We start from the raw sequence: 21,001 nt of genomic DNA, 5'->3' as shown, positions 1-21,001 counted from the left end.
AGAATCTGATCGTCTGTCAACGTGGCCAGCGAAACTATCGAATGATTGTCGAGACGCTCTTTTCCGGTTGGGTTCGGATTTTTGGGATGAAATCGATCACAGAGCGTGGCTGGCCCGGTATTGAGAGTCATCTTGCCTTTGCCTGTGCTACCTGGAATTTGGTGACGGATATGGCCACAGCATTATTTGGTGGCGACAAAAAGAGCATCAGTACGGCTTGGGTGCCGATTTGAAATAGCACCAATGGTTATTAGTCTCCGTGACAGCAGTGCTCATCAAGCGGTGCTTCTATGGTGCTAACAAGATCATCGCGGTGACCGGCGGCAAGGCGTGCCCACTGCGGGGTCGGGCGGCCTTCTTTACCCGAGGGTGGAGCGCTCCCATCTTCCATAAGCCGATAGGAGTTGCTTTTGGGGCCGTAGAGTACCGGCCAGCCCTCGGGCGAGTCCTCCCAGTGCTCCTGCCTGCCGTAGACCGTCATGTCGAGGATTCCAAAGCTGCCATTCATCACCTCGCACCCACGCGCTGTCGTCCAGTAGGTCTCAAACACACGATCACCCTCACGCAGATAGCACACTTTCATCCCAAAGTGACGCCCGGCAATTAAAATCTCTTCAGATGCCTCAGGTACGGAGTACCACGGCAGCTCCCAGCCCATGAACTCCCGGTAGCGGTCGCTCGGCTCAAACGGCCCCTCGCAAAAGACGGCGTAGGTGACATCGCGTGCATGCAGATACGATAGCTCACGCATCTGGCCGGAGTTGAACGTGCAGCCCTCACACTGCTTGGCAGCGGGCTTGCCCAAGTGCCACATGTGGTACGACGCGAATAACTGGGTACGCCCCTCAAACGTATCAAGCAGCGAGATAGGACCATTTTTCCCGATGACCAGCGTCGCGGAATCCACCTCCACCATCGGCAAGCGGCGACGTGCAGCGGCGATGGCATCGCCTTCGCGGGTGTGGGCCTTTTCCCGAACCCGAAGCGCAGCGACTTGTGCCATCCAGCTCTCCCGAGTGACAAGGGGAGGGGTTGCTTTTTTCATATCGCGATTTTACAGTACTCAAACGATAGTTTTCAATACCCATCCCGATGTTCCTTGGGATCGTAGCCCTTGAAGTCTCGACACAGCGTGATATACCAGCGCTTGACGGGCTTGTCGTAGCCGGGGCGGGTGAGGAGAATCGGGGGGAGCGGCTCGACGGAGGCAAAGTACTTCTTGGCAATTTCGAGGCTGCCTTTTTCGTCTTCCACATCGTTGACCAAGACGATACTCTTACCGATCAGGGCTTTCTCATCGGTCCAGAGCCGGTAGTTATCCCAGCGCACCTTGAAGTAGAGACCATTGGTCTGTGGCTGACCGGGCAGATAGAACGCCATCACGGAGTTGACCCGGTAGGTCACACTGCCGTAGGCCACTTCCCTGCCCTCGGCCTTGAGTTTTTCTCCTGCCACCGCCGTTTTTGCCATCAGCTCTGGCCAGCCGTAGGTCTCATTGAGCTTGATGAAGGGGGTCGCCGGAAGGGTCAGGCCCAGCATGCCCGGCAGGCCGGGGAAGAAGGCGAGCGTGATGAGAAAAAGATTCAGCGCGATGCTCGCTAGGGGGAGGGCGCGTTTGCCCTCACGCCAGAGCCGGTCAAAGAGCACGGCGACAGGCAAGAGACTGGTGAGGTGCATCGTGGTCGGCCAGTTGATCTCGAGTTTTGACCGCAGCGAGGTGTAGACACAGATCGCCAGCAGCGGGAGCGTGAAGGCGAGTGCGAAGGCGCGGGGGGCATCATCGCGGAGGAGCTGCTTACTCTTAACCAGAGCCCAGAGTGTCAGACACCAGGCAAGTGGGCCAACAAAAAGTGCCTGGCCCACCAGAAAGTCCCCGAACCAGCGGCCAAAGGCGGCATCGGTGTGGCGCTGCGAGAGGGTCTTGATGTGCAGGGAGAACATCTGCTCATGCTGTCTGTCCCAAAGCGCGTAGGGCAACAAGCCCAGCACCGCAATTCCAAAGGCCAGATACGGATGCGGCGTCTTGAACCACTTGCGGTAGCCAGGCACGAGGGCAAGGAGCAGTAGAACGCCCGGCGCGAAAGTCAGCATGGTCAGCTTGGAGACGACTCCCAGGCCAACAACGGCACCAACCGCGTACCAAAGAATAGGCTTGTTCTCTTGCAGCGTCTTGGTCAGCAGCCAGCTTGCCAGCGCCCAGCAGAACACCAGCGGGCTGTCGTAGGTGGCCAGCAGGCTCCCAGCGGCGTAGAGCGGCGCAAGGCTCATCAGCAAGAGCATCCACCACGCCACCGACTCCCCCAGCCAGCGCCGTGTCGTTAAGAAAGTCAGCCACGAGCCGAGCGCCGCAAAGACAATCGGCACGAGGCGAATTCCCAGGTGCGTATGGCCCGCAATCAGCGTCCCAAGTTTGATACAGTACGCAATCCCCGGCCCCTGATCGTAGTAGGAGAGATCTAAATGGCGGCTCCACTGCCAATAATACGCTTCATCCCAGGCGAGGCCAAGCTGTGCACCATAGAAAAGCCGGAAAAGTGTCAGCGCCCCGATAAGCAAGAGCGCGGAGCGGGTGAGCGAGGTCATGGTCTCTATTATACGCCGTGGGATGGTACCATAGAGGCATGCAAAATCTTTCCAATAGTGCTTTATGGAAAGAGGCGGAGACGTTTCTTGCACGGCTCCCTCTGGCACCTCGCAGTGCCCCGCCTTGCCGCGACCCACGCCTGCGCCGTCCCCTACTGGATGAGAAGCAAAAAGCCGCTCTGACACCCAATCCGAAGCTCGCCGAGCGGATCCAATTCCTCTCCGAAAAACTCATGCCCACAGGCAATCCCTCACTAGCAGAGATCAAGCTACTGCTGAACAACCCGGAGTATAAAGAGCTGATAGCCCTAACAGAGCAGCTCCAAAACAACCCTGAGCTGAAACGCTATGAGGCGCAGCAACAGACTTTTAACCAGGAGCAGGCTCGCTACGACGCAGAAACCAAAGCCTGGCTCAAGTCGTCGGGCTACGCTATGGTTCCTGCGTGGCGTGGACGAGCCGTGGCACTCTACCTTGGCACACGCTCACAGACGAGCACTGTGAGCTTCACCACCACTAAGCGCTACTTCGACACTAGCAGCGGACGGCAGGTGTGGAGCGGCCCCTGCAGCCTGGTTACGGGGATCGATGGCGAGGGAGAGCGCCGCTACGAACGGACGAATCCTGCCAATCTCCAGTTTTTCCTTGGTCAGGAGGGGTTCTTGTTAAAGTACTCGGGAGCCTCTTTCGGCGAGAAACGCCTGCTGATCTACCAGCCTTTTATTAGCACCCATCTCTTTTCGCTCTCAAAGACCGAGCACTTCCCCCACATCTTGGGCTCGCCAGGCGATGCAGGCTTAGTTGGCTTCCCTTTTTCAGGGGGGAACAGCAAGAAGCTCATTGGAAAGCTTGTGCTCTCTCTGCCTGACCAGGCAACCTATACCACTGGCTGGGAGCTGGAGCCAGCTACTCAATAATCAGCTTGACTTGCTCGGACTTGGTGAGCTGAATCTCAGTGCTACCTTTATAGTCCACAAACGTACCGGTGATCAGCACGTGCTTGCCCTTGAGGGTCTGCATGTCCGGGAAGCTCGCGTAGTTCTTCACCCGGAGCACCGCCGTCAGAGCATTACGATAGTTCTTGTCGAAGTTCAGAATGACCAGGCCATTGCTACGGGGCGAGAAAACTTTTACGACCACTCCCTCAAACGCGCCGTCTTTGCCGACCAGCTTCTTCGCCCCCGCCAGATCGGTCGCTTTGAGTGCGGTTTTCACGGAGCCATCCCCCCGCTTGACCGTGTCAAACTTAGCGGTCTTGGAAGCCACACTCGCCTGTGGTTTAGCAGGATCAGACTTGGGTTTCTCATCTTGGGCAAAAACAAAAGATACCGCACAGGCACAGAGCGCGGCTAAAACAGGAAGGCGAAGTTTTAACATGCCTCCATTGTACTACAACGATCTCGCGCAGCGAAATCCGGTGTCGTCTCAGGTGGCTTTTGCGCCCTCGATTCCCCGCTCATAGGTGCGGCAGCCACGCTCGCTGTAGCCCACCGCGCCGCCTTTGATCATGCGCTGCTCCGTGTTACCGTTGGGGTGCCCCTGTACCCACTCCCAGGCATTTCCCGCCATGTCCACGCAGCCATAGGGGCTTGTCCCCACAGGGACAGACCCAACAGGCCGAACGCGCGAGGGCTTCCCGCAGGCGAGCTTCTGGGTCGGCTTAGGAGCCCGAGCCGCGACTTTGCTCTTATCCCAAGTGTTGCCCCATGGAAAGACACGGCCATCAGTACCACGGGCCGCCTTCTCCCACTCATCCTCGGTGGGGAGCCGCTTCCCAGCCCACTTTGCATAGGCCTCGGCTTCGTCGTAGGTGATGCCCGTTGCAGGGAGCTTGGCCTGACTAGGATCAAACACGTGGGCCGGTCGAAAATGCGCAAACTCGGCGTTGGTAACCTCAGTCCGGTCTATAAAAAACCCAGAAAGCCAGACGGAGTGCAGGGGCTGACGTTCTTCGTCGCTATCCGGGTCATCGCTGCCCACGAGTGCAGCTCCAGCGGGAACCAGCACCATTCCCTCAGGTGTTGGTGGCAAGGCAGAGGAGTCTGTCACAGGCCGACAGCCGCTTAAAAACAACAACACCGCACCGACTCGCAGAATGGCTTTCATAGACACTCTACAGATCGGCGCGGCGGAAAGTTCCGGCAGCGTGATTAGCTCTTGCGGCGGCGGGCCTAAACGGCTAAATACTGGTAGTGCGCAGGGTGACACACGCTTCGACAGGAGTTAAAAAAGTCAGGAGCACTCGCACCAGCCCCGGCGCGGGTTCCGAGTCGCGCATGGCCCACATCTGATGGGCACTGGCTCCCGGGGAGACTTCGATCATATCGCGGCCATAGCGCATCCTCCCCACGCCGCTTTTTAAAAAGATCACCTGCCCAGCCTGTGGTTGAAGCGCCGTATCGTCGGTCTCCCACACGCCACCGACCGCAAAGTCCAAAGCAAGCTGTGCTGGGACGCGATCTAGGCCGTCGCGTGTGACGTAGCGCAGGGAAATCCCACTACCGTCCTCAAGCTCTTTTATCTCCAGCTCACTGGTGCAGTCCGCGACGCGGCGTAGCGCACGCTCGGCCCGTAGCTCTTGGTATTTTTCCGGAGGTACAGGACGCCCCAGCGGCAGCTCGTAGCCGGGACGGTAGGGCGAAAGCTTGCCCTCGGAGCGGAGCACCACCACACCGTCTTCTTCGCCAATGCTATCCCCAACAAAGCGCCCGACCCCGAAGTACGCCTGGCTGATCTTGACGCTCACTAGCTCCGCCTGGCCACTCACAAGGTGCAGCAGCCGGGTCGTGCCGCCAAACGCGGTGACACTCCGCTCCCCGCGCCGGATCCGATGGGCCTGCAAGACGGGATAGTGTGCTGTGTAGTCATCGGGCAGCCTTGGCTCAATGGCTCCCGGCTCGCCGTACTGACGCAAAAACTGCGTCAGGGAGTAGCCATCGCACGACGATTTTTCTTGTAGAAACGCCGCCGCCTGCAAAAAGCGCGGCTCGTTTACAAGCGTCCCTGCCCAGAGCAAGGGAACGATCAGTGACGAGGGCACCGCACGCGTCCCGTGATCCTGCCTCCGCGAGAGCCCCGTCTCGATCGTGCCGTCGGCATGAAAGAGCTGCAAGTTGAGCGTGAGATTGCGCTGTACCGCCTCCAAACACGTCTCACGCTCGTAGCCACACTCCGCGAGAATCAGCAGAGACTTCGCACAGATCGCATCGTAGACCCCGGCGCTGCGCTCGATCCAGGCGCTGTCGGCGTTTAGGTCAAAGCCCTCCGCCAGATAGCTCTCGATCACGGGTCGAATTTGCTCGGAGAGATCCGGGAAGCACTTCTCGGCGAGCGCCAGCCCTGCACTCATCACCCAGCGATGGTTCGGTGTGTGGAAGCCACCCGTCAGTGTCCCCGCGACCATGCGGCGGAGGAAAGCTTCTACCCTCCTCCCCCCACCCCCCTCCTCCCAACCCTGGGAGGAGGGGGCGAGCATGGGGGAGGTCGGTGCTCCCTCCGCCAATCCTGCCTCCACAGGGTTGGCACCCAGAGGGTACAAGGCAGGGCACATGGCCTGGAGGATAAATCCGGCATCAGGGCTGGAGTCGAAGTTGCAGTCGCGCAGGTCGGTGAGGCCGCTGGGCCGCTGGTAGGCTTCCAGATAGTCTAAGGCGTGAGCAGCGGCATCTAAGTGACAGCCTGTGTAGAGGCATAGGGCGACCAGCGAACACGTGGCTCCGGGATCGTCAAGGCCCCAGTCGGCTCTATGAATCGCGCCATCGGCTTGCTGGAGGGCAACGTAGGAATCACACTGAGCAAAGAGCGCTTTCTGCGCGGCGTCGAGAGAAAACATAGGGGGAGGTTCGGCGTAGCGCAGGAGAAAACCTTTTCGATAGGGAAACCTTATTTTATGTCAAGAACGTCTTTTGCGCTCCCTGAAGCGCTACACAGCTATCTTCTCACCGTCGGGACGCGCCCTGATGCCGTGCGCCTCGCTCTGCGCGAGGCAACCAACGACCTTCCCAACTCTGGGATGCAGATCAGTGTCGAGCAGGGTGAGTTTATGGATCTGCTGATCAAGCTCACCGGCGCAAAAAAGTGCATTGAAGTCGGGACTTTCACCGGCTACTCCGCGCTTGTCACCGCACAAGCACTACCTGAAGACGGCAAGCTGATCTGCTGCGATGTCTCGGATGACTACACCAAGATCGGCAGGCCGTTCTGGGCACAGGCAGGCGTAGCACATAAGATTGATTTACGCATCGCCCCAGCGACTGAGACTCTTGATGCCCTCCTCGCTGATGGTCAAGCCGGGACGTTTGATTTTCTCTTTATTGATGCCGACAAGCACAACTACGACCACTACTACGAGCGTGGACTCAAGCTCCTCAAGCAAGGCGGCTTAATCGGCATTGACAACACTCTCTGGAGCGGGAAAGTCATTGACGACGAAGCACAAGACACAGACACTGTGGCTCTGCGGGCACTCAATCTGAAAATTCACGCCGACCCACGGGTTCAGGTCTCGATGCTTCCTATTGGTGATGGTTTGACGCTCTGCCGAAAAATCTAATCCCAGCTGTCCGGTCGCGGAGCGACTTTTTAGCCTACGAGCGCTTCTACGACAATATGGGCTAAAATTGCCCTAGAATGAGTAGCACCCGCGCCATAGGAACTCTGGGAGAAGAGGCAGCCATTGCCCACCTAGAGCAGCGCGGGCTGCGGCTGATTGATAAGAATGTCCAGTTTGGCCCCAAGTCGGGCCTTAAAGGGGAGCTGGATATTATTGCCTGGGATGGCGAGACCCTAGCCTTCATCGAAGTCAAGACCCGCCGTGGCCATCCAGGCCGCGTCGCTCCCGCAGAAAATATCACGGTAACCAAGCGCCGTCAGCTCTCCCTGCTTGCCCAGACCTACGCTGCCCGTCATCACCTGCTTGATGAAGACATTGGGCTGCGCTTTGACATTGTGAGTGTCTTTTTGGGGGAGCAAGACCAAGTGCTTGCCGTTCACTACACCCGTGGTGCCTTTCTCGCGGGAGACTAGCCTTGGCGTTTTGGCAAATTAAACTTGACGAACCCCCGTTCGCACGATAGAGTGTATCTCGCACGGACGGTTGGCGCAGTGGTAGCGCGTCTCCTTGACACGGAGAAGGTCACAGGTTCGAACCCTGTACCGTCCACTCGTAAATATATTTGCCATGGGACTTTAGTCTCATGGCATTTTTGCTTTTTAGGGGCATAATGGGAACCAGTTTGAATTAAGATAGGTTGAAAAGAATTTGTCAGCTCCCACCCCCACCCTGCCATCCTCGTCGCCATCCTCCTCCACACGTCGTCAGCCCCTGCCTGACTGGTACCGTAAGCTCTCCGACTACGAGCAACCAAGCACCCCGCGTGCGGTGCGTCAGCTGCTCAACACACTTATCCCTTATGCCAGTCTCTGGCTTGCCATGGCCTGGATGCTGAGGCACGGAGTGAGCTACTGGGGCGGCGTCTTCCCAACTGCCATCCTTGCCGGCTGCCTACTCATCCGCGTCTTTATCTTCTTCCACGACTGCGGCCACGAGTCGTTCTTTGCGTCGGCGAAGGCCAATAAGTTCTTTGGCTATCTGTGTGGCATTCTTGTTTTTACCTCGTTTGAGGACTGGCGACGGCCCCATGCACGCCACCACGCCACTGCCGGCGATCAAGACCGACGTGGCGTGGGCGATGTCTGGACCATGACCGTCGAAGAGTTTAAGGCCGCAACACCACTCAACCGATTTCTCTACCAGGCCTACCGCATCCCGATCTTCATGTTCACCTTTGGCCCTGGCTTCATGTTCCTGATCGGCAACCGCTTCCCGCACCGGGGAACCAGCGCCCGTGAGAAGCTCAGCACGCTCTACACCAATATCGGCCTAGCTGTCGTCGCAACCGTCATGAGTTTTGTGATGGGCGGCTTTACAAACTACCTCTCCGTCCAGCTTCCCGTGATGCTCACGGCAGCGACTTTAGGCGTGTGGATGTTCTATGTCCAGCACCAGTTTGAGGGCACCTACTGGAAGCCGCACGACGAGTGGAGCCCGATTGAGGCCGCGCTTCAGGGCAGCTCGTACTACAAGCTCCCTAAGCTCATGCAGTGGTTCACCGGCAATATCGGCCTGCACCATATCCACCACCTGCGCCCCAGAATCCCCAACTACAACCTCCAGCGCTGCTACGACGAGGTTCCGGCGATGCAGAACGTGAAGCCGCTGACGATTCTGGAGAGCTTCAAATCCCTCAACATGCACCTCTGGGACGAGAAGAGCGAGAAGCTCATCAGCTTTCTTGAGTACTACCGCCGCACCAAAACCGCGGGCGCATAACTAAAAACCACGCAACAGCGGGCGGCACAAGCCGCCCGCTGATGAGTTTAGCGATTTATTACAGGTATACTAAGGCCGACCCGACGATGTGTCCGATACTCTAGATTGGATTCATACATCGAAAGGATTTTTTCGTGCCCCGAACTCTTCATACCTACACCGTCACTCCTCGGCTTCCTGAGCGGCTCGCACCACTTCGAGAGCTTGCCTACAACCTGCGCTGGACCTGGCACCCCGATACCCGCGCCCTCTTTGTCACTCTAGGAGGCGAGGCACTCTGGAAAGAGTGTGAGCACAACCCCGCCAAGGTCTTAGGGATGGTGCCACAAGCGACCTACGATGCGCTCTCCCAGAGCCCTGAGTTTTTAGAGAAGCTCGATGCGGTCTGGGAGGATTTCAGCACCTACAAAAATGCCCCCGCAGATCCGCGCTGGGAGGGCTTGGGAACCGTGGCGTACTTCTCCGCCGAGTTTGGACTCACCGAGAGCCTGCCGATCTACTCTGGGGGTCTGGGGGTACTGGCCGGCGATCATCTCAAAGCCGCCTCGGACATCAACCTGCCGCTGGTCGCCATTGGGTTTCTCTACCAGAACGGCTACTTCCGCCAGAGCCTGAACATCGATGGCTGGCAAGTCGAGCACTACCCCGCCAACGATTTCTACACGCTCCCAATTGAGCCTACGGAGAAAAAGATCGCGGTGCAGTTCCCCGGGCGCATCGTCCACGCCGCGATCTGGAAGGCGCAAGTGGGGCGCATCCCGCTCTATCTTCTGGACACGAATCTTCCTGAGAACGCCGACGCGGACCGGCACATTGCGGGCAACCTCTACGGCGGTGACCAGGAGACGCGCATTCAGCAAGAGCTTGTCCTTGGTGTGGGCGGTGTCCAAGCCCTCGCCGAGCTCGGAATCACGCCGACGGTCTGCCACATGAACGAGGGACACTCCGCATTTCTGTCTCTGGAGCGGGCACGCCAGCTCCGTGACAAAACCGGCCTGAGCTTCTCGGAGGCGACCAATGCCACCGCCGCCGCCCATCTCTTCACCACCCATACGCCCGTCCCTGCGGGCTTTGATATCTTCCCTGGAGAGCTCATCTGGAAGTACTTTGGCGAGTTTGCCACCAAGCTTGGGATCTCGTTTGACGAGCTCCTTGACCGAGGCCGTGCGCCCCAGATGGAGCCGGGCAAGTTCAATATGGCGGTTCTTGCGTTTCGACATGCCCGCTACATCAATGGCGTGAGTAAGCTCCACGGTCATGTGAGCCGCGAGATGGCCCACCCCGTCTGGCAGGAGTTCCCGCTCGATGAAGTGCCCATCGGCAGCGTGACCAATGGCATCCACACCCCAAGCTTTCTCTCGCGCCAGATGGCCGAGCTGCTGGAGGCGCACGACAACAACCCGCTGGAGCTCCCCGATGAGGCACTCTGGAGTATCAAGCAAGAGCGCCGTGAGATCCTGGTCAAGTGGGCTCGTACCTACCAGCGCAAGCGGGCCGAGCTGCGAAAAGCCTCGGATCGTGAAGTGGACGAGGCCGATAATATCCTCGATCCCCATGTCCTGACCATTGGTTTTGCACGGCGCTTTGCCACCTACAAGCGCGGCGATCTGCTGCTGCGCGAGGTCGAGCGGGTCAAGCGCTTGGTCAACCATGCCGACCGACCAGTGCAGTTTGTCTTCGCGGGCAAGGCGCACCCCCGCGATGATGGCGGCAAGGAGCTGATCCGCCATATTGTCCAGTTCTCCCACGATTCGCAGGTCCGGGGGCGCATTGTCTTCTTAGAGGACTACGACATGGCCATGGCGCGGCGGCTGGTACAGGGCGTGGATGTCTGGCTTAACAACCCGCGCCGTCCGTACGAGGCATCCGGCACCAGTGGCATGAAAGTGGTGATGAACGGCGGCCTGAACTGCTCGATTTTGGATGGCTGGTGGGCTGAGGCCTACGCTGATCATGGCTCCGCCGTGGGCTGGGCGATTGGGCAGGGCGAGGACTACGCCGACCTGGGCTACCAGGATCATGTCGAGGCGCAGGCGATCTACCACTTGCTCGAAGACGAGATCGCGCCCTTGTTCTATGCCCGCGATGAGTTCGGTATCCCGCGTGGCTGGGTCGCTAAGATGAAGCAGTCTATGCACAAGCTCGGCCCGGTCTACGACACCCGCCGCATGGTCGCCGAGTACGCCACAACCTACTACTTGCCTGCCGCCAAGCGTGCTGCCAAGCTGGCCGAGAGCGACTTTGCCCTCACCCGAGAGCTGGTGGCCTGGAAGCTCAAGGTGCGAGAGCAGTGGTCTCAAGTACGCCTAGATTCTGTCACCACCGACTCGGATCACCTAGAGGCGGGTCAGCAAGCCACGGTGCGTGCCGCGCTCTGGCTGGGCGAGACGCTCCTGCCGGGTGATGTGCAAGTCCAGCTCTACACCGGACCTGTGGACACGGACCGAAACTTCCTCCACGCTACAGGCATCCCTCTCACGTGCGAGGGAAAAGATGGCGGCGCGTGGATCTACACGGGTCACTTACCCACGGAGCACTCCGGCCAGCAAGGCTTCTCAGTGCGGGTGCTCCCCTACCACCCCGAGGCTGTCCTTCCCCAAGAGCTGCCCCTGATCGTCTGGGAGTAGACGACGGATACCGCCCATAACTCCGGAAACTCGGTATGGCCCGAAGCGGCCTTTGCAGCTTTAGCTCTCCAGTCCCCTCGTTCTGATCGAGGGGACACATACGGTAAACTCTCTGGGTGAGTTTTGAGCATTCTGAGATTGCAGTTTTAGGAGCGGGTTCGTGGGGAACGGCACTGGCTCTCTTGCTGGCCCAAGATGGTGGGATCGTGCGACTCTGGGATCGCACGGACACACAGATCGCGGCTCTGCTGACGGAGCGGGAGAACCGGCGCTACCTGCCGGGACATCGTCTTCCCGAAAATCTCCACCCGACGGCGGAGCTGGGCGTCGCGCTTGCGGGGGCGAGCTGCGTGGTCGTGGCCGTGCCCTCGGCCGCGGTCGATGAAGTCTTGGTTAGGGCAAGACTCGCAAGCGGTGCCGATATCGTGCTGGCCGCCAAGGGCATTGACCCCGAGACACTAGAGCTTCCCTCGGATGTGACGACGCGTCTTGCCCCCGGTCATCCCGTGGTCGCACTCTCTGGGCCCAATCTCGCACGTGAGGTTGCCGCCGGGATTCCTGCCGCCGCCGTGGCGGCCAGTGGAGACGGCGCAGCGGCACAGCGCGTGGCGGAGCGCTTCAACCGAGCGACCTTTCGGACCTATGTCAGTGACGATCTGATCGGTGTCGAGGTGGGCGGGGCAGTCAAGAATGTCCTCGCCATTGCAGGCGGCATCTCGGATGGCTTGGGCTACGGCGACAACACGAAGGCCGCGCTCATGGCCCGTGGGCTGGCAGAGATGGCACGGCTGGGGGTGGCTCTGGGCGGCAAACAAGAGACTTTCTACGGGCTTGCTGGTGTCGGGGATCTTATTGCCACGGCAGCCTCCAAGCTCTCCCGAAACTGGCGCGTCGGCCATGGGCTCGGCCAGGGCAAGAACCTCCCTGATATCCTCACGGAGCTGGGCCAAGTCGCGGAAGGTGTCCCCACGGCACGCGCCGTCGCCAAGCTAGCCACTAGGCACGGTCTCTTTCTCCCCGTCTGTAGCACCGTCGCCGAGCTACTTGAAGGAAGCCTCACCCCTCGGGAGGGTGTCGCTCGCCTCACCGAAAACCGCGCTGCCAAAACGGAATAAGGAACGGGGTAAACTAAAAGCCTATGTCTGTCCATGCTGAGTCCCTGCCGCTTGCGCCGGAGCGCATGCCCTACATCAACCGGGAGCTTTCCTGGCTTGCCTTTAACTCGCGTGTGCTGGAGGAAGCCTGGGACACGACCAACCCTCTTTTAGAGCGCGTGAAGTTTCTTTCAATCTTTGGCAACAACCTCGACGAGTTCTTCATGATCCGCGTCTCCGGGCTTCAAGCGCAGCGAACTGCCCATGTCGCCGATGTCGCCGCCGATGGCCTCACCCCAACCGAAGCGCTGGATCAGATTGGAAAGGAGGTTGAAAAGCTCTCCGCACAGGCCCAGGACTGCTGGAAAGAGCTGCGCCGCCTCCTCAAGCGCCAGCAGATTGAAGTCCTCACCTACGACGAGCTCTCTGACAGCGAGCGTGGACACTTAGCCCGCTTCTTTGAGAACGAGGTCTTCCCCACACTAACCCCTCTGGCCGTAGATCACGGGCACCCGTTTCCCCATATCTCCAACCTCTCTCTCAACCTTGCTATCGTGGTCAACGATCCGGTGCGTGGCCAGCGCTTCGCCCGAATGAAGATCCCAGCCACCCTCTCCCGGCTTGTCCCCACCGGCTCTACCACGCGCTTTGTCTGGATCGAGGAGGTCATTGCTCACCACATCGGGGCGCTTTTTCCCGGTCTGGATGTCAACCATAAAGCCGTCTACCCTTTCCGGGTGACCCGCGATGCCGATATCGAGATCCAAGAAGACGAAACCGAGGATCTGCTTCGCTCTATTGAAGCCGATATCAACAAGCGTCACTTTGGCTTTGTCACGCGCCTTGAAGTCACGGAGGCGATGCCCGCCACGATCCGCACTCTGGTTATCGAGGGACTGGAGATGGATCCGCGTAACCTTGTGGCCACGGGGGCAAGCCTGGGCGGTGAGCTGGGCTACTCCTCGCTCATGGAGCTGATGAAAGTGGATCGGCCCGATCTGAAAGACAAGCCCTACATCTCCCGAATGCCCGCCGCTCTCTCGACAGGGCAGGACATCTTTGGAGCCATTGCCAACAGCGATATCCTCCTCCACCACCCCTACGACTCCTTCGCGCCGGTTCTGGCTCTTGTGGAGACGGCTGCACGCGACCCGCACGTTCTTGCGATCAAACAAACTCTCTACCGTGTGGGAGCCAACTCGCCTCTGATCCCCGCCCTGATCGCCGCACGCGATGTCGACACCCAGGTCGCCGTTTTGGTGGAGCTCAAGGCCCGCTTCGATGAGCAGAACAATATCGCCTGGGCCCGCCAGCTAGAGAGGGCGGGTGTGCACGTGGTCTACGGCCTGATTGGTCTCAAAACCCACTCCAAGTGCCTTCTGATTGTGCGAAAAGAGGCCGATGGGATCAAGCGCTACGTGCACTTTGGGACGGGCAACTACAACGCTACCACTGCCCGTTTCTATACCGACCTGGGCCTGCTCACCTGCGATGAGGAGCTGGGTGCCGATGTCACGGATCTCTTTAACTACCTCACGGGCTACTCGCGTCAGACCAAGTTCCGCAAGCTTCTTGTCGCGCCCATTAACCTGCGCCAGGAGATCGCCTACCGCATCCAGCGCGAGACCGAGCACGCCAAGGCGGGGCGAGCTGCCAAGCTGATCTTCCAGATGAACGCGCTGGTGGATCCCGAGATGATTGGCCTGCTCTATGACGCCTCGCGGGCGGGCGTAAAGATCGAGCTGATTATCCGTGGGATCTGCTGCCTGCTTCCCAAGCTTCCTGGCTGGTCCGAGAATATCCGGGTGATCTCGATCGTGGGGCGCTTCTTAGAGCACGCACGTATCTTCTACTTCGAGAACGGCGGCGACTCCGAGCTCTACGCCGGGAGCGCGGATCTGATGCAGCGCAACCTGGACCGACGCGTGGAGGTCGTCTTTCCTATCGAGAGCCCCAAGCTTAAGGCGCATGTCGTAAAGAAGATCCTTGCCACGCTCTTAGCAGACAATGTCCAAGCCCGCGAGCTCCAGCCCGATGGCAGCTACGAGCGCCTGAAACCCACCGATCGGAAACGCCGCGACTCCCAGATGCTCTTCCAGCGCACCGGCCAGCGGCGCTGACCTCTCCCGTGGCAGGGGTGCAGGACAAAAAAACGGGTGAGGCGAACGAATGCGAGGAGTCTAGTGAGGGATTTTCAACCCCTCGCACTACCCAGAAAACGAGGGGCTAACTCAGCACTTTTTTGTCCTGCACCCTCGTGGCAGTGCATGGTCACAATTTGCCCAAAAACGCCGTATAATGTTTGTCCATGACTCTACCACGCTACCATCTGGTTGATCTTTCCGGGCCGAATCCGAGCGCGAAGTTCGGTCTGCGCTCGCGTCTGGCAATCAACGATGCTGGGACGATTGCCGGGGCGTGCGATGACCGTGCCGCACTGTGGGAGCGCGGCAAGATTCACTTTCTGGCCGGGCCGGGCACCTACGCCTGGGGAATCAACCCTAAGGGCGAAGTGGCCATTGAAGACGGTAAGACCGGTCTCTTTTGGCGCAAGGGGCTGCTAGAGCCGCTTCCGATCCAGACACAGCCCGGCGAGCGTGTCGTCCCAAGAGACATCGCTGAGGGCCGAACCGTGGTGGGCACGACCCAGAGCAAGGGCATTCCACTGGGTCAAGCTTGGGTGCTCAAAGGGACGATCTTCCGCTGGCTCGCCGATGCGGCGGAGGCGTGCGTTCTCTGTCCCGATGGGCGTGTGGCAGGCTTTGCACACGTGGCACAAGGCGATGTGCCCGTGGTCTGGAAGAGCAACCAGATCGCCTGGTTGCCACTCCCCACGCGCTGTAAAACGGGCCGCGTGACAGCCGTCAATGCAAGCAGTGTACTAGTCGGAAGCGGGATGCTTGCGGAGGACGACACCGAAGAGGGCTTTCCGACCCGTGCGCTCCGCTGGCGTCCCGGCGCGACCGCTGAGGTGCTCTTTTCCGGTGTCGCAACTGGCATCAACGACCGTGGCTGGGTTGTAGGGCATCAGGCAGACACGTTTGAGGGTGTCGGAGCGGGTGGCATGATCTGGATTGACGGCAAGAAGCATGTCGCCGATGAGCTCATCGAGAACCTAGGCCACTGGCATGTCCTAGAAATCCACGGTCTCAACAACAAAGGCCAGCTTGTCGGGCAAGCTCTCTACCGCGATGAGCTTCGGGCCGTCTTGCTTGACCCGCGCTAGCGATGACGGCACACGAGTGGCTCGCTGCCAACCTCCCCGATGCCCGTCCGCTTGCCAAAAGCAACAGCGCCACAATAGCCTGGCGCACGCCCGCGCTTTTTGTCAAGTTCTTCCCCTACGCCCTCCAGGAGCGGGCCGCGGTCGAGGCGGAGATCGCCTCGGCGGGCCTACACGAGAATATCATCCCCTCGCTGATGATGTGTGGCGTGGACGACGGCATGATCTTGATCTACCCGTTTGTCTCGGGCGAGACGCTCAGTACATGCGAGGCCCGCGAAAAATTCTACGCCCTGCCACTTGCCGAGCGCCGCGCCGCCCTCGCGACGATTCTCTCAGCACTGGCAGCTATCACGTCGGCAGGCTGGCTCCTAGTGGACTTCTACGAGGGGAATGTAATCTACGACTACGAGAACAAAAAGCCCTGGGTCTTCGACTGGGACTTGTGCCTAAAAGCCGAGAGCTTCGTGCTTACCACCGAGCGCAACTGGGGCAGCTCGCGCCTCATGGCCCCGGAGGAGTTTGTCAAAGGGGCGCTTATCGACAGCCAAACCAATGTCTTCAATCTAGGTAAGTTTGTCTTGCTGACTCTAGGTAGCGATGCCACGGAGACAGAGACAGCCACTCTCACCCGCGCCACGAGCCCTGAAAAATCCCTGCGCCACGGCTCCGTCGCGGCCCTGGTTACCGAACTAGGACTCTAGCGCTTCGCAGGTTTAGGGCGCATGAGGTCTCCGGCGATACGTGCGGCGGCAGCGCCAAAACGGCGCTCATCAGCCCATCAATCGCAACAACTTTTCCCTGAGCCAGCGCCTTGAGGCTAGGGCACCTTCGACGCTAGCTCTAGCGCCTTGGCCAGCACGGGGTCCTTGCCCGAGCGCAGGTCCGCGATGGTTGTCGAGACGGCGATATCGGGCTGCACCCCAAGCCCTTCAAACGGTGAGCCATCGGGGAAGGAGTCGCGCTTCGACGAGACCCGGAAGCCGATGCCATTGGGAAAGCTCACCGAGTATGGCTGCCCTGTACTGCCCCCGGTCGCCTCCCCGATAATCGTGGCGCGGTGGTTGTCCTTGAAGGGGATGCAGCAGTCCTCCCCTGCAGAAAAGACACTGCGGTCAATCAGGATAAAGACCTTCCCCGCAAAGACCAGCTTGCTGGGCTTGCTCCAAGTGCTGGGAGAGAAGTACATGCCCGTGCCAAGGTCGCGGAGGGTCGAGAGTGCCCCGTAGGTCTCGTCGTGCGGGGCCTTCGGGTCTTTGTCCAGCTCCGTGATATAGTCCCCCCAGACCTTGAAGACCGCGACATGCTGCGGCGACTGCCAGCTGGCACTGCGGTAGGGGCGATCCATCAGGGCATCGATTAGCTTTGACGGAGTTGAGCCACCCCCGTTGCCACGCAGATCCAAGATCAGGCTCTTGGCCCCCTTGTACTCCGTCACCAGCTTTAGTGCGTCCTCCTCAAACACCGCGGGCTGAAATGCGGGAACCTTGATGTAGGCGACCTGGTCTTTGACGAGCCAGCGCCCCTCGGTCTTCTCGGTGACATTGATAAAGGGAACGCGCTTGATGGTCACTTTGGTGCCATCGCCCTTGACCAGCTGGAACTGTGGCGGGAAGAGATAGCGCTGGTAGGTAAAGCGATTGCGACTGTCGCGCTCACTGGAGGCGCTGATGTAGCGCTTCTTGCTCTGGTAGAAGGTCTCAAACGGCTGGCTGTCTAGCGATACGAGAACCTCCCCCACCTTCAGCTCCGGGATGCGCGAGTAGGTCACGACCCACTTGTCCTCGTAGTACCCTGCCTGAAAGCCCAGCGACTCGCCATTGTAGGTACCCAACCAGTCGTCGTAGAAGTTCGAGTGGCCGTTCTTCAGCTCTGCGACAAAGGCGATACAGGCCAGATCGAAGGCGTAGCGGTCCTTTGCCGCAAAGGCCTCATCCAGGAGCTTGGCGTAGCTTGCCTCTAGATCAAAGTCCGGGATGGCCGAGAGATGCGCGAAGTAGAACTTTACCGCGGCGTAGAGCTTCGCCGTGATGAGTGCCCGCTCTCGGGGGGCCAGAGCTGCAGGAGTGGTCTGGGTAAGCGCTGCGGTGGTGACGAGTGGCAAGAATATCATGTTGTTTGTCTTTCTTAAAATTTCTCTGCGTAGTGGCTGGCGGCGAGAAACGCCTTGAAGTTGGTGATGTGGAGGATGTCATGGACGGCTTGTTTTTTATCTGCGGCGTTTTTGTAGTAGGCCTCGCAGATCTTGTAGCCCATGAAGTAGCCCAGATCGTCGGGGCGCTTGCCCTCGCCGCTCTCGGAGTAGAGCCAGACTTTTTGCTTATCGAAGCGCAGCATGTCCTGCTGGAACTTCTCCCAGAGCTCGCGCTCGTGGGCATTGCCGTAGGGGAAGACCTCGCGCTCGTGGAACTGCCCGACGCTCCCGGAGCAGAGCTCGCCCAGAAAGTCCGCGCTGCCTTCTTGGATACAGGCGCGGAGCAGCGTGGCATCGAGCGTGTTGTAGCGCTGCTGAAAGTGGATCATCTCATGGGCGATGATAAACGGCAGGTCGTGGGTCGGGGTGAGCACGAGCTTTTGCCAGCGCCCGAGCTCCTCGGTGGGGGTCTGTGGTCTGGCGGTGTACATCTCCGCGCTCATCAGTAAACTGCGCCCCGAGACCGTCCCACCGCCGTAGAATGCTCCAATACAGAAAGTCGACGCAGGAAACTGGGCGTCGGGGTAGAGCGCCTTGAACTTACGAAACGCGGCTATAGTTGCGGGGCGTTGCTTGGCGATCTCGTAGGTCGCGGGCCGGATCGCAGCAAAGAACTTAGGGTTAGCCGTGACAAAGCTCGCGACTCCCGCCGCACTGGCCCGGCGCACCCGAACCCAGTCCTTCATTCCGGGCGTTGCCTTATCAAAGTAGTCCCGCTGGAAGATCGCGGTGCGCTGGGTTCCTGGCGGAAGTGAGATTGCCTTGTCGTAGGCCGCCCAAAAACGCGGGATATCGTCGGTGATAAACGGCGCACGGTCCGGGTTTGCCAGCGCAATCCGACGGCTCTCGGCAGCTTTTTCGGTGTGCACAAGAATCCCTGCCCAACGTGAGTCGGTGCGAATGCCCTCGAAGTCCGTGTCTTTCTTTAAGAGCGGGGCATCGTCGAAGCCCGCCTTGAGCGCCTGCTCCAGCACGGAGAACGCCCGGTCACGATCCCCCGCGAGGGCAAGCGCACAGGCCGTATTGTAGAGCGCCTCGGGCTGGCGCTCCCCCATGGAGATCGCGTAGAGGCCTAGGGCACTCGCCTCTAAGTAGTGCTTGGCATCGTAGGCGGCCTGAAACGCCTGAGCGAGCTGCTGAAGATTGGGGGGAGTCTGTAGGAGAGCCATGCCCTCTAGAATAGCAACAATAAATCGAAATTACTTGAAAGAACTGTGCATTTTGGAAGCGGATTTGCGGAACTGATGTGGCGAGACTCCTTGGTGCTTACGAAACGTGCGACTGAAGTGGCTCTGGTCGGCAAAGCCCAGCTCCTGAGCAAGCTCCGCCAGGGAAAGTTCGGGCTGGGTGCGCAGGCGATGGCAGGCTTCAAAAATTCGGAGCTGGCGCACAAACTCTCCCGGCGTGGTGTGGTAGTGCTGGCGGAAGGCACGAACTAAATGTGACGGATGAATCTCTACCAACGCCGAGAGTTCGGTCAGAGTCGGCGGGGTGGCGAGGTTCTCCCGGAGTGTGGCCTCTACACAGCCAAGCCAGCTCGCGGCCTGTGTGCTTGTCGTGTCTTGATGGCGTGCGAGGTTTCCCAAGAGCTCCAGGACAATCCCCTCGGCAATTAAAGGCGAGTAGGCATCCCAGCCCAGAAACTCCTGGTAGAGCCGTCGCATCAGAGCCGTGGGTGGCCCGCTCTGGTGCATAGCGTAGCCGCCATGCAGGTGGCGGTGGGTCTGATCTGTGGGGGCAAGCTCCAGGTGGAAGCAGCGTCCCCCACTCTCAGGTGCCCACCGCGTGGCATGGGTCTCTCCTGCGGGTAAGACCACCAGTGTCGCGGGGAGATGTATCCTCTCTTGGCGAACAGCACTCTCACTACAGCACCCTTCCAGGACAAAGTAGAAGAGCGTGGTGTCGTGTGTGTGCGGCGGCGTGCTCTGGTCTGGCAGATACTGGTTCTCAGAGAGGGTTAGCCCTCCTACCCGCACACAACGCGATGTCTCGCCAAAAAATCTCCCCATAGTCTGCTCTTCATATAAATGCCCAGTTTAATGCACTTGCTTACACAGGCAATACAGAAGACATGAAAATCGTCCCTGAGGTTCTTTTTATCGCAGATTTTAGGTGTCCGCCGTACCTCCGGGAATGCCGGAGAGGTCGCAGGGGAGCGTGTAAGTGGGCACCGTGGTTGCGCCGCTGGGGGAGGTGCCAGGGATGGTGCCTCTTTTGTTGGAGAACTTGGCATGGCCGTCTACAAATCCGACATTGAAGCCATCGGAGTGGCGCGAGTCACCAGGGAAGTTGTCCCATCCGAAGACACTGGTTGCTCCCAGGAGGGAGCACCCCTCGGCGGTGCGTTTGGCGTTGGCTCCAGGCCTGTCGTAGCGGGTGTCGTAGAACATCGTGGTCGTCACGGGTTCGTTCACCGCTGCTAGCGCGATCACCGGATCGGCCTCAAAGAGCCCCGGTGGCAGGCCGGGATCTTGGAAAAGCGCAAAGTTGATGCCGTAGGAGGCGTAGCGAAAAGTCGTGGTGAGCTGCAAACCAATCGGGGCAATCGTGGCCCGGAAGTCTACCCCAGGACGTTGCGAGGGACAGACCAGTATATCCGTGTTTTTCATGTAGGGCATGATCAGACTGTAGACCGTCTCCACCGTTGCCCCACTACCCGGCACGATAATCCCGCCGCGCCCCAAGGGGTCAGCCATGCAGCCACTCACACAGTTCACGCTCTGTGGGAACGTCTCGTCGTAGTCTTGCAGATACATCAGGGCCGAGAGCGAGAACTGCTTCACGTTGGAGAGGCAAGAGATGCTGCGTGCTTTCTCTCGGGCCTGCGCAAAGACCGGGAAGAGAATGGCGGCAAGAATGGCGATAATGGCAATAACGACGAGTAACTCGATGAGCGTAAAGGCTCGCTTCTGTACTTTCTTCATGATGAATTGTCCTCGCCGCATTGTA

The 21,001-nt window shown here is 59.4% G+C and carries 19 protein-coding genes and 1 tRNA gene; 11 read left to right on the top strand and 9 right to left on the bottom strand.

Going from position 1 to position 21,001, the window contains the following annotated elements:
- A partial coding sequence (locus AC1XOS_RS01385) for a hypothetical protein (protein WP_481960424.1) occupies positions 1-233 on the top strand: 233 nt, incomplete at its 5' end.
- 17 nt (positions 234-250) lie between these two features.
- Here AC1XOS_RS01385 and AC1XOS_RS01380 read toward each other — a convergent pair.
- Together AC1XOS_RS01380 and AC1XOS_RS01375 are read right to left on the bottom strand one after the other, a co-directional pair.
- Positions 251-1,045, bottom strand: a complete 795-nt coding sequence (locus AC1XOS_RS01380; protein ID WP_481960423.1) for a DUF899 family protein — start codon at positions 1,043-1,045, stop codon at positions 251-253.
- A gap of 32 nt (positions 1,046-1,077) precedes the next feature.
- Positions 1,078-2,583, bottom strand: a complete 1,506-nt coding sequence (locus AC1XOS_RS01375; RefSeq protein ID WP_481960422.1) for an ArnT family glycosyltransferase — start codon at positions 2,581-2,583, stop codon at positions 1,078-1,080.
- Between the two features lie 38 nt (positions 2,584-2,621).
- On the opposite strand from AC1XOS_RS01375, the gene AC1XOS_RS01370 reads away from it, so the two are divergent.
- Positions 2,622-3,500, top strand: a complete 879-nt coding sequence (locus AC1XOS_RS01370; protein ID WP_481960421.1) for a YlbF/YmcA family competence regulator — start codon at positions 2,622-2,624, stop codon at positions 3,498-3,500.
- Here the strand turns inward: AC1XOS_RS01370 and AC1XOS_RS01365 are convergent.
- The 3 genes from AC1XOS_RS01365 to AC1XOS_RS01355 all read right to left on the bottom strand — a co-directional run bounded on the left by AC1XOS_RS01365 (position 3,490) and on the right by AC1XOS_RS01355 (position 6,415).
- Positions 3,490-3,960 (bottom strand): hypothetical protein, encoded by a 471-nt coding sequence (locus AC1XOS_RS01365; protein WP_481960420.1) that lies wholly within the window; start codon positions 3,958-3,960, stop codon positions 3,490-3,492. The two genes, AC1XOS_RS01370 and AC1XOS_RS01365, sit on opposite strands and share 11 nt — an antisense overlap.
- Positions 3,961-4,008: 48 nt before the next feature.
- On the bottom strand, positions 4,009-4,689 hold the full coding sequence (locus AC1XOS_RS01360) for a formylglycine-generating enzyme family protein (protein WP_481960419.1): 681 nt from the start codon (positions 4,687-4,689) through the stop codon (positions 4,009-4,011).
- Positions 4,690-4,762: 73 nt separating this feature from the next.
- Positions 4,763-6,415: a hypothetical protein gene (locus AC1XOS_RS01355; protein ID WP_481960418.1), complete on the bottom strand. Its 1,653-nt coding sequence runs from the start codon at positions 6,413-6,415 to the stop codon at positions 4,763-4,765.
- Positions 6,416-6,472: 57 nt separating this feature from the next.
- Here AC1XOS_RS01355 and AC1XOS_RS01350 point away from each other — a divergent pair, with 57 nt between their 5' ends.
- From AC1XOS_RS01350 to AC1XOS_RS01310, 9 genes are all read left to right on the top strand, one after another.
- A complete protein-coding gene (locus AC1XOS_RS01350) occupies positions 6,473-7,135 on the top strand; it encodes a class I SAM-dependent methyltransferase (RefSeq protein ID WP_481960417.1) in 663 nt (220 codons plus the stop codon).
- Between the two features lie 77 nt (positions 7,136-7,212).
- On the top strand, positions 7,213-7,608 hold the full coding sequence (locus AC1XOS_RS01345) for a YraN family protein (protein ID WP_481960416.1): 396 nt from the start codon (positions 7,213-7,215) through the stop codon (positions 7,606-7,608).
- Positions 7,609-7,672: 64 nt separating this feature from the next.
- A tRNA-Val gene (locus tag AC1XOS_RS01340) sits at positions 7,673-7,744 on the top strand.
- 99 nt (positions 7,745-7,843) lie between these two features.
- Positions 7,844-8,914: a fatty acid desaturase gene (locus AC1XOS_RS01335; RefSeq protein ID WP_481960415.1), complete on the top strand. Its 1,071-nt coding sequence runs from the start codon at positions 7,844-7,846 to the stop codon at positions 8,912-8,914.
- A gap of 134 nt (positions 8,915-9,048) precedes the next feature.
- Complete coding sequence (gene glgP, locus AC1XOS_RS01330) at positions 9,049-11,541, top strand: alpha-glucan family phosphorylase (protein WP_481960414.1); 2,493 nt, start codon at positions 9,049-9,051, stop codon at positions 11,539-11,541.
- A 116-nt stretch (positions 11,542-11,657) separates the two neighbouring features.
- Positions 11,658-12,656 carry an NAD(P)H-dependent glycerol-3-phosphate dehydrogenase gene (locus tag AC1XOS_RS01325; protein ID WP_481960413.1) on the top strand — a complete coding sequence of 333 codons (999 nt, stop codon included), beginning with the start codon at positions 11,658-11,660 and terminating at the stop codon, positions 12,654-12,656.
- 23 nt (positions 12,657-12,679) lie between these two features.
- Positions 12,680-14,755, top strand: a complete 2,076-nt coding sequence (gene ppk1, locus AC1XOS_RS01320; protein ID WP_481960412.1) for a polyphosphate kinase 1 — start codon at positions 12,680-12,682, stop codon at positions 14,753-14,755.
- Between the two features lie 188 nt (positions 14,756-14,943).
- The gene (locus tag AC1XOS_RS01315) at positions 14,944-15,861 is read left to right on the top strand and encodes a hypothetical protein (RefSeq protein WP_481960411.1); all 918 of its coding nucleotides are present in this window, start codon (positions 14,944-14,946) and stop codon (positions 15,859-15,861) included.
- A 2-nt stretch (positions 15,862-15,863) separates the two neighbouring features.
- Entirely contained in the window at positions 15,864-16,562 is a 699-nt protein-coding gene (locus AC1XOS_RS01310) for a protein kinase domain-containing protein (protein WP_481960410.1), read from the top strand.
- Between the two features lie 116 nt (positions 16,563-16,678).
- Here the strand turns inward: AC1XOS_RS01310 and AC1XOS_RS01305 are convergent, their stop codons facing one another.
- The 4 genes from AC1XOS_RS01305 to AC1XOS_RS01290 all read right to left on the bottom strand — a co-directional run bounded on the left by AC1XOS_RS01305 (position 16,679) and on the right by AC1XOS_RS01290 (position 20,976).
- Positions 16,679-17,971, bottom strand: coding sequence for a S41 family peptidase (locus tag AC1XOS_RS01305; protein ID WP_481960409.1), 1,293 nt, complete (start codon positions 17,969-17,971; stop codon positions 16,679-16,681).
- Positions 17,972-17,985: 14 nt separating this feature from the next.
- Positions 17,986-19,221, bottom strand: coding sequence for a TPR end-of-group domain-containing protein (locus AC1XOS_RS01300; protein ID WP_481960408.1), 1,236 nt, complete (start codon positions 19,219-19,221; stop codon positions 17,986-17,988).
- A 30-nt stretch (positions 19,222-19,251) separates the two neighbouring features.
- On the bottom strand, positions 19,252-20,061 hold the full coding sequence (locus tag AC1XOS_RS01295; RefSeq protein WP_481960407.1) for a helix-turn-helix transcriptional regulator: 810 nt from the start codon (positions 20,059-20,061) through the stop codon (positions 19,252-19,254).
- 99 nt (positions 20,062-20,160) lie between these two features.
- On the bottom strand, positions 20,161-20,976 hold the full coding sequence (locus tag AC1XOS_RS01290) for a DUF1559 family PulG-like putative transporter (protein ID WP_481960406.1): 816 nt from the start codon (positions 20,974-20,976) through the stop codon (positions 20,161-20,163).
- Between the last annotated feature and the right edge of the window lie 25 nt (positions 20,977-21,001).

It is taken from the genome of Armatimonas sp. (assembly GCF_964826245.1).
This window is presented reverse-complemented; position numbering and strand designations above follow the sequence as displayed.

Bases quoted from the DNA above. Each gene is read 5' to 3' on its own strand.
- AC1XOS_RS01380 (WP_481960423.1), bottom strand. From the start codon at position 1,045: ATGAAAAAAGCAACCCCTCCCCTTGTCACTCGGGAGAGCTGGATGGCA.
- AC1XOS_RS01375 (WP_481960422.1), bottom strand. From the start codon at position 2,583: ATGACCTCGCTCACCCGCTCCGCGCTCTTGCTTATCGGGGCGCTGACA.
- AC1XOS_RS01370 (WP_481960421.1), top strand. From the start codon at position 2,622: ATGCAAAATCTTTCCAATAGTGCTTTATGGAAAGAGGCGGAGACGTTT.
- AC1XOS_RS01365 (WP_481960420.1), bottom strand. From the start codon at position 3,960: ATGTTAAAACTTCGCCTTCCTGTTTTAGCCGCGCTCTGTGCCTGTGCG.
- AC1XOS_RS01360 (WP_481960419.1), bottom strand. From the start codon at position 4,689: ATGAAAGCCATTCTGCGAGTCGGTGCGGTGTTGTTGTTTTTAAGCGGC.
- AC1XOS_RS01355 (WP_481960418.1), bottom strand. From the start codon at position 6,415: ATGTTTTCTCTCGACGCCGCGCAGAAAGCGCTCTTTGCTCAGTGTGAT.
- AC1XOS_RS01350 (WP_481960417.1), top strand. From the start codon at position 6,473: ATGTCAAGAACGTCTTTTGCGCTCCCTGAAGCGCTACACAGCTATCTT.
- AC1XOS_RS01345 (WP_481960416.1), top strand. From the start codon at position 7,213: ATGAGTAGCACCCGCGCCATAGGAACTCTGGGAGAAGAGGCAGCCATT.
- ppk1 (WP_481960412.1), top strand. From the start codon at position 12,680: ATGTCTGTCCATGCTGAGTCCCTGCCGCTTGCGCCGGAGCGCATGCCC.
- AC1XOS_RS01315 (WP_481960411.1), top strand. From the start codon at position 14,944: ATGACTCTACCACGCTACCATCTGGTTGATCTTTCCGGGCCGAATCCG.
- AC1XOS_RS01310 (WP_481960410.1), top strand. From the start codon at position 15,864: ATGACGGCACACGAGTGGCTCGCTGCCAACCTCCCCGATGCCCGTCCG.
- AC1XOS_RS01305 (WP_481960409.1), bottom strand. From the start codon at position 17,971: ATGATATTCTTGCCACTCGTCACCACCGCAGCGCTTACCCAGACCACT.
- AC1XOS_RS01300 (WP_481960408.1), bottom strand. From the start codon at position 19,221: ATGGCTCTCCTACAGACTCCCCCCAATCTTCAGCAGCTCGCTCAGGCG.
- AC1XOS_RS01295 (WP_481960407.1), bottom strand. From the start codon at position 20,061: ATGGGGAGATTTTTTGGCGAGACATCGCGTTGTGTGCGGGTAGGAGGG.
- AC1XOS_RS01290 (WP_481960406.1), bottom strand. From the start codon at position 20,976: ATGAAGAAAGTACAGAAGCGAGCCTTTACGCTCATCGAGTTACTCGTC.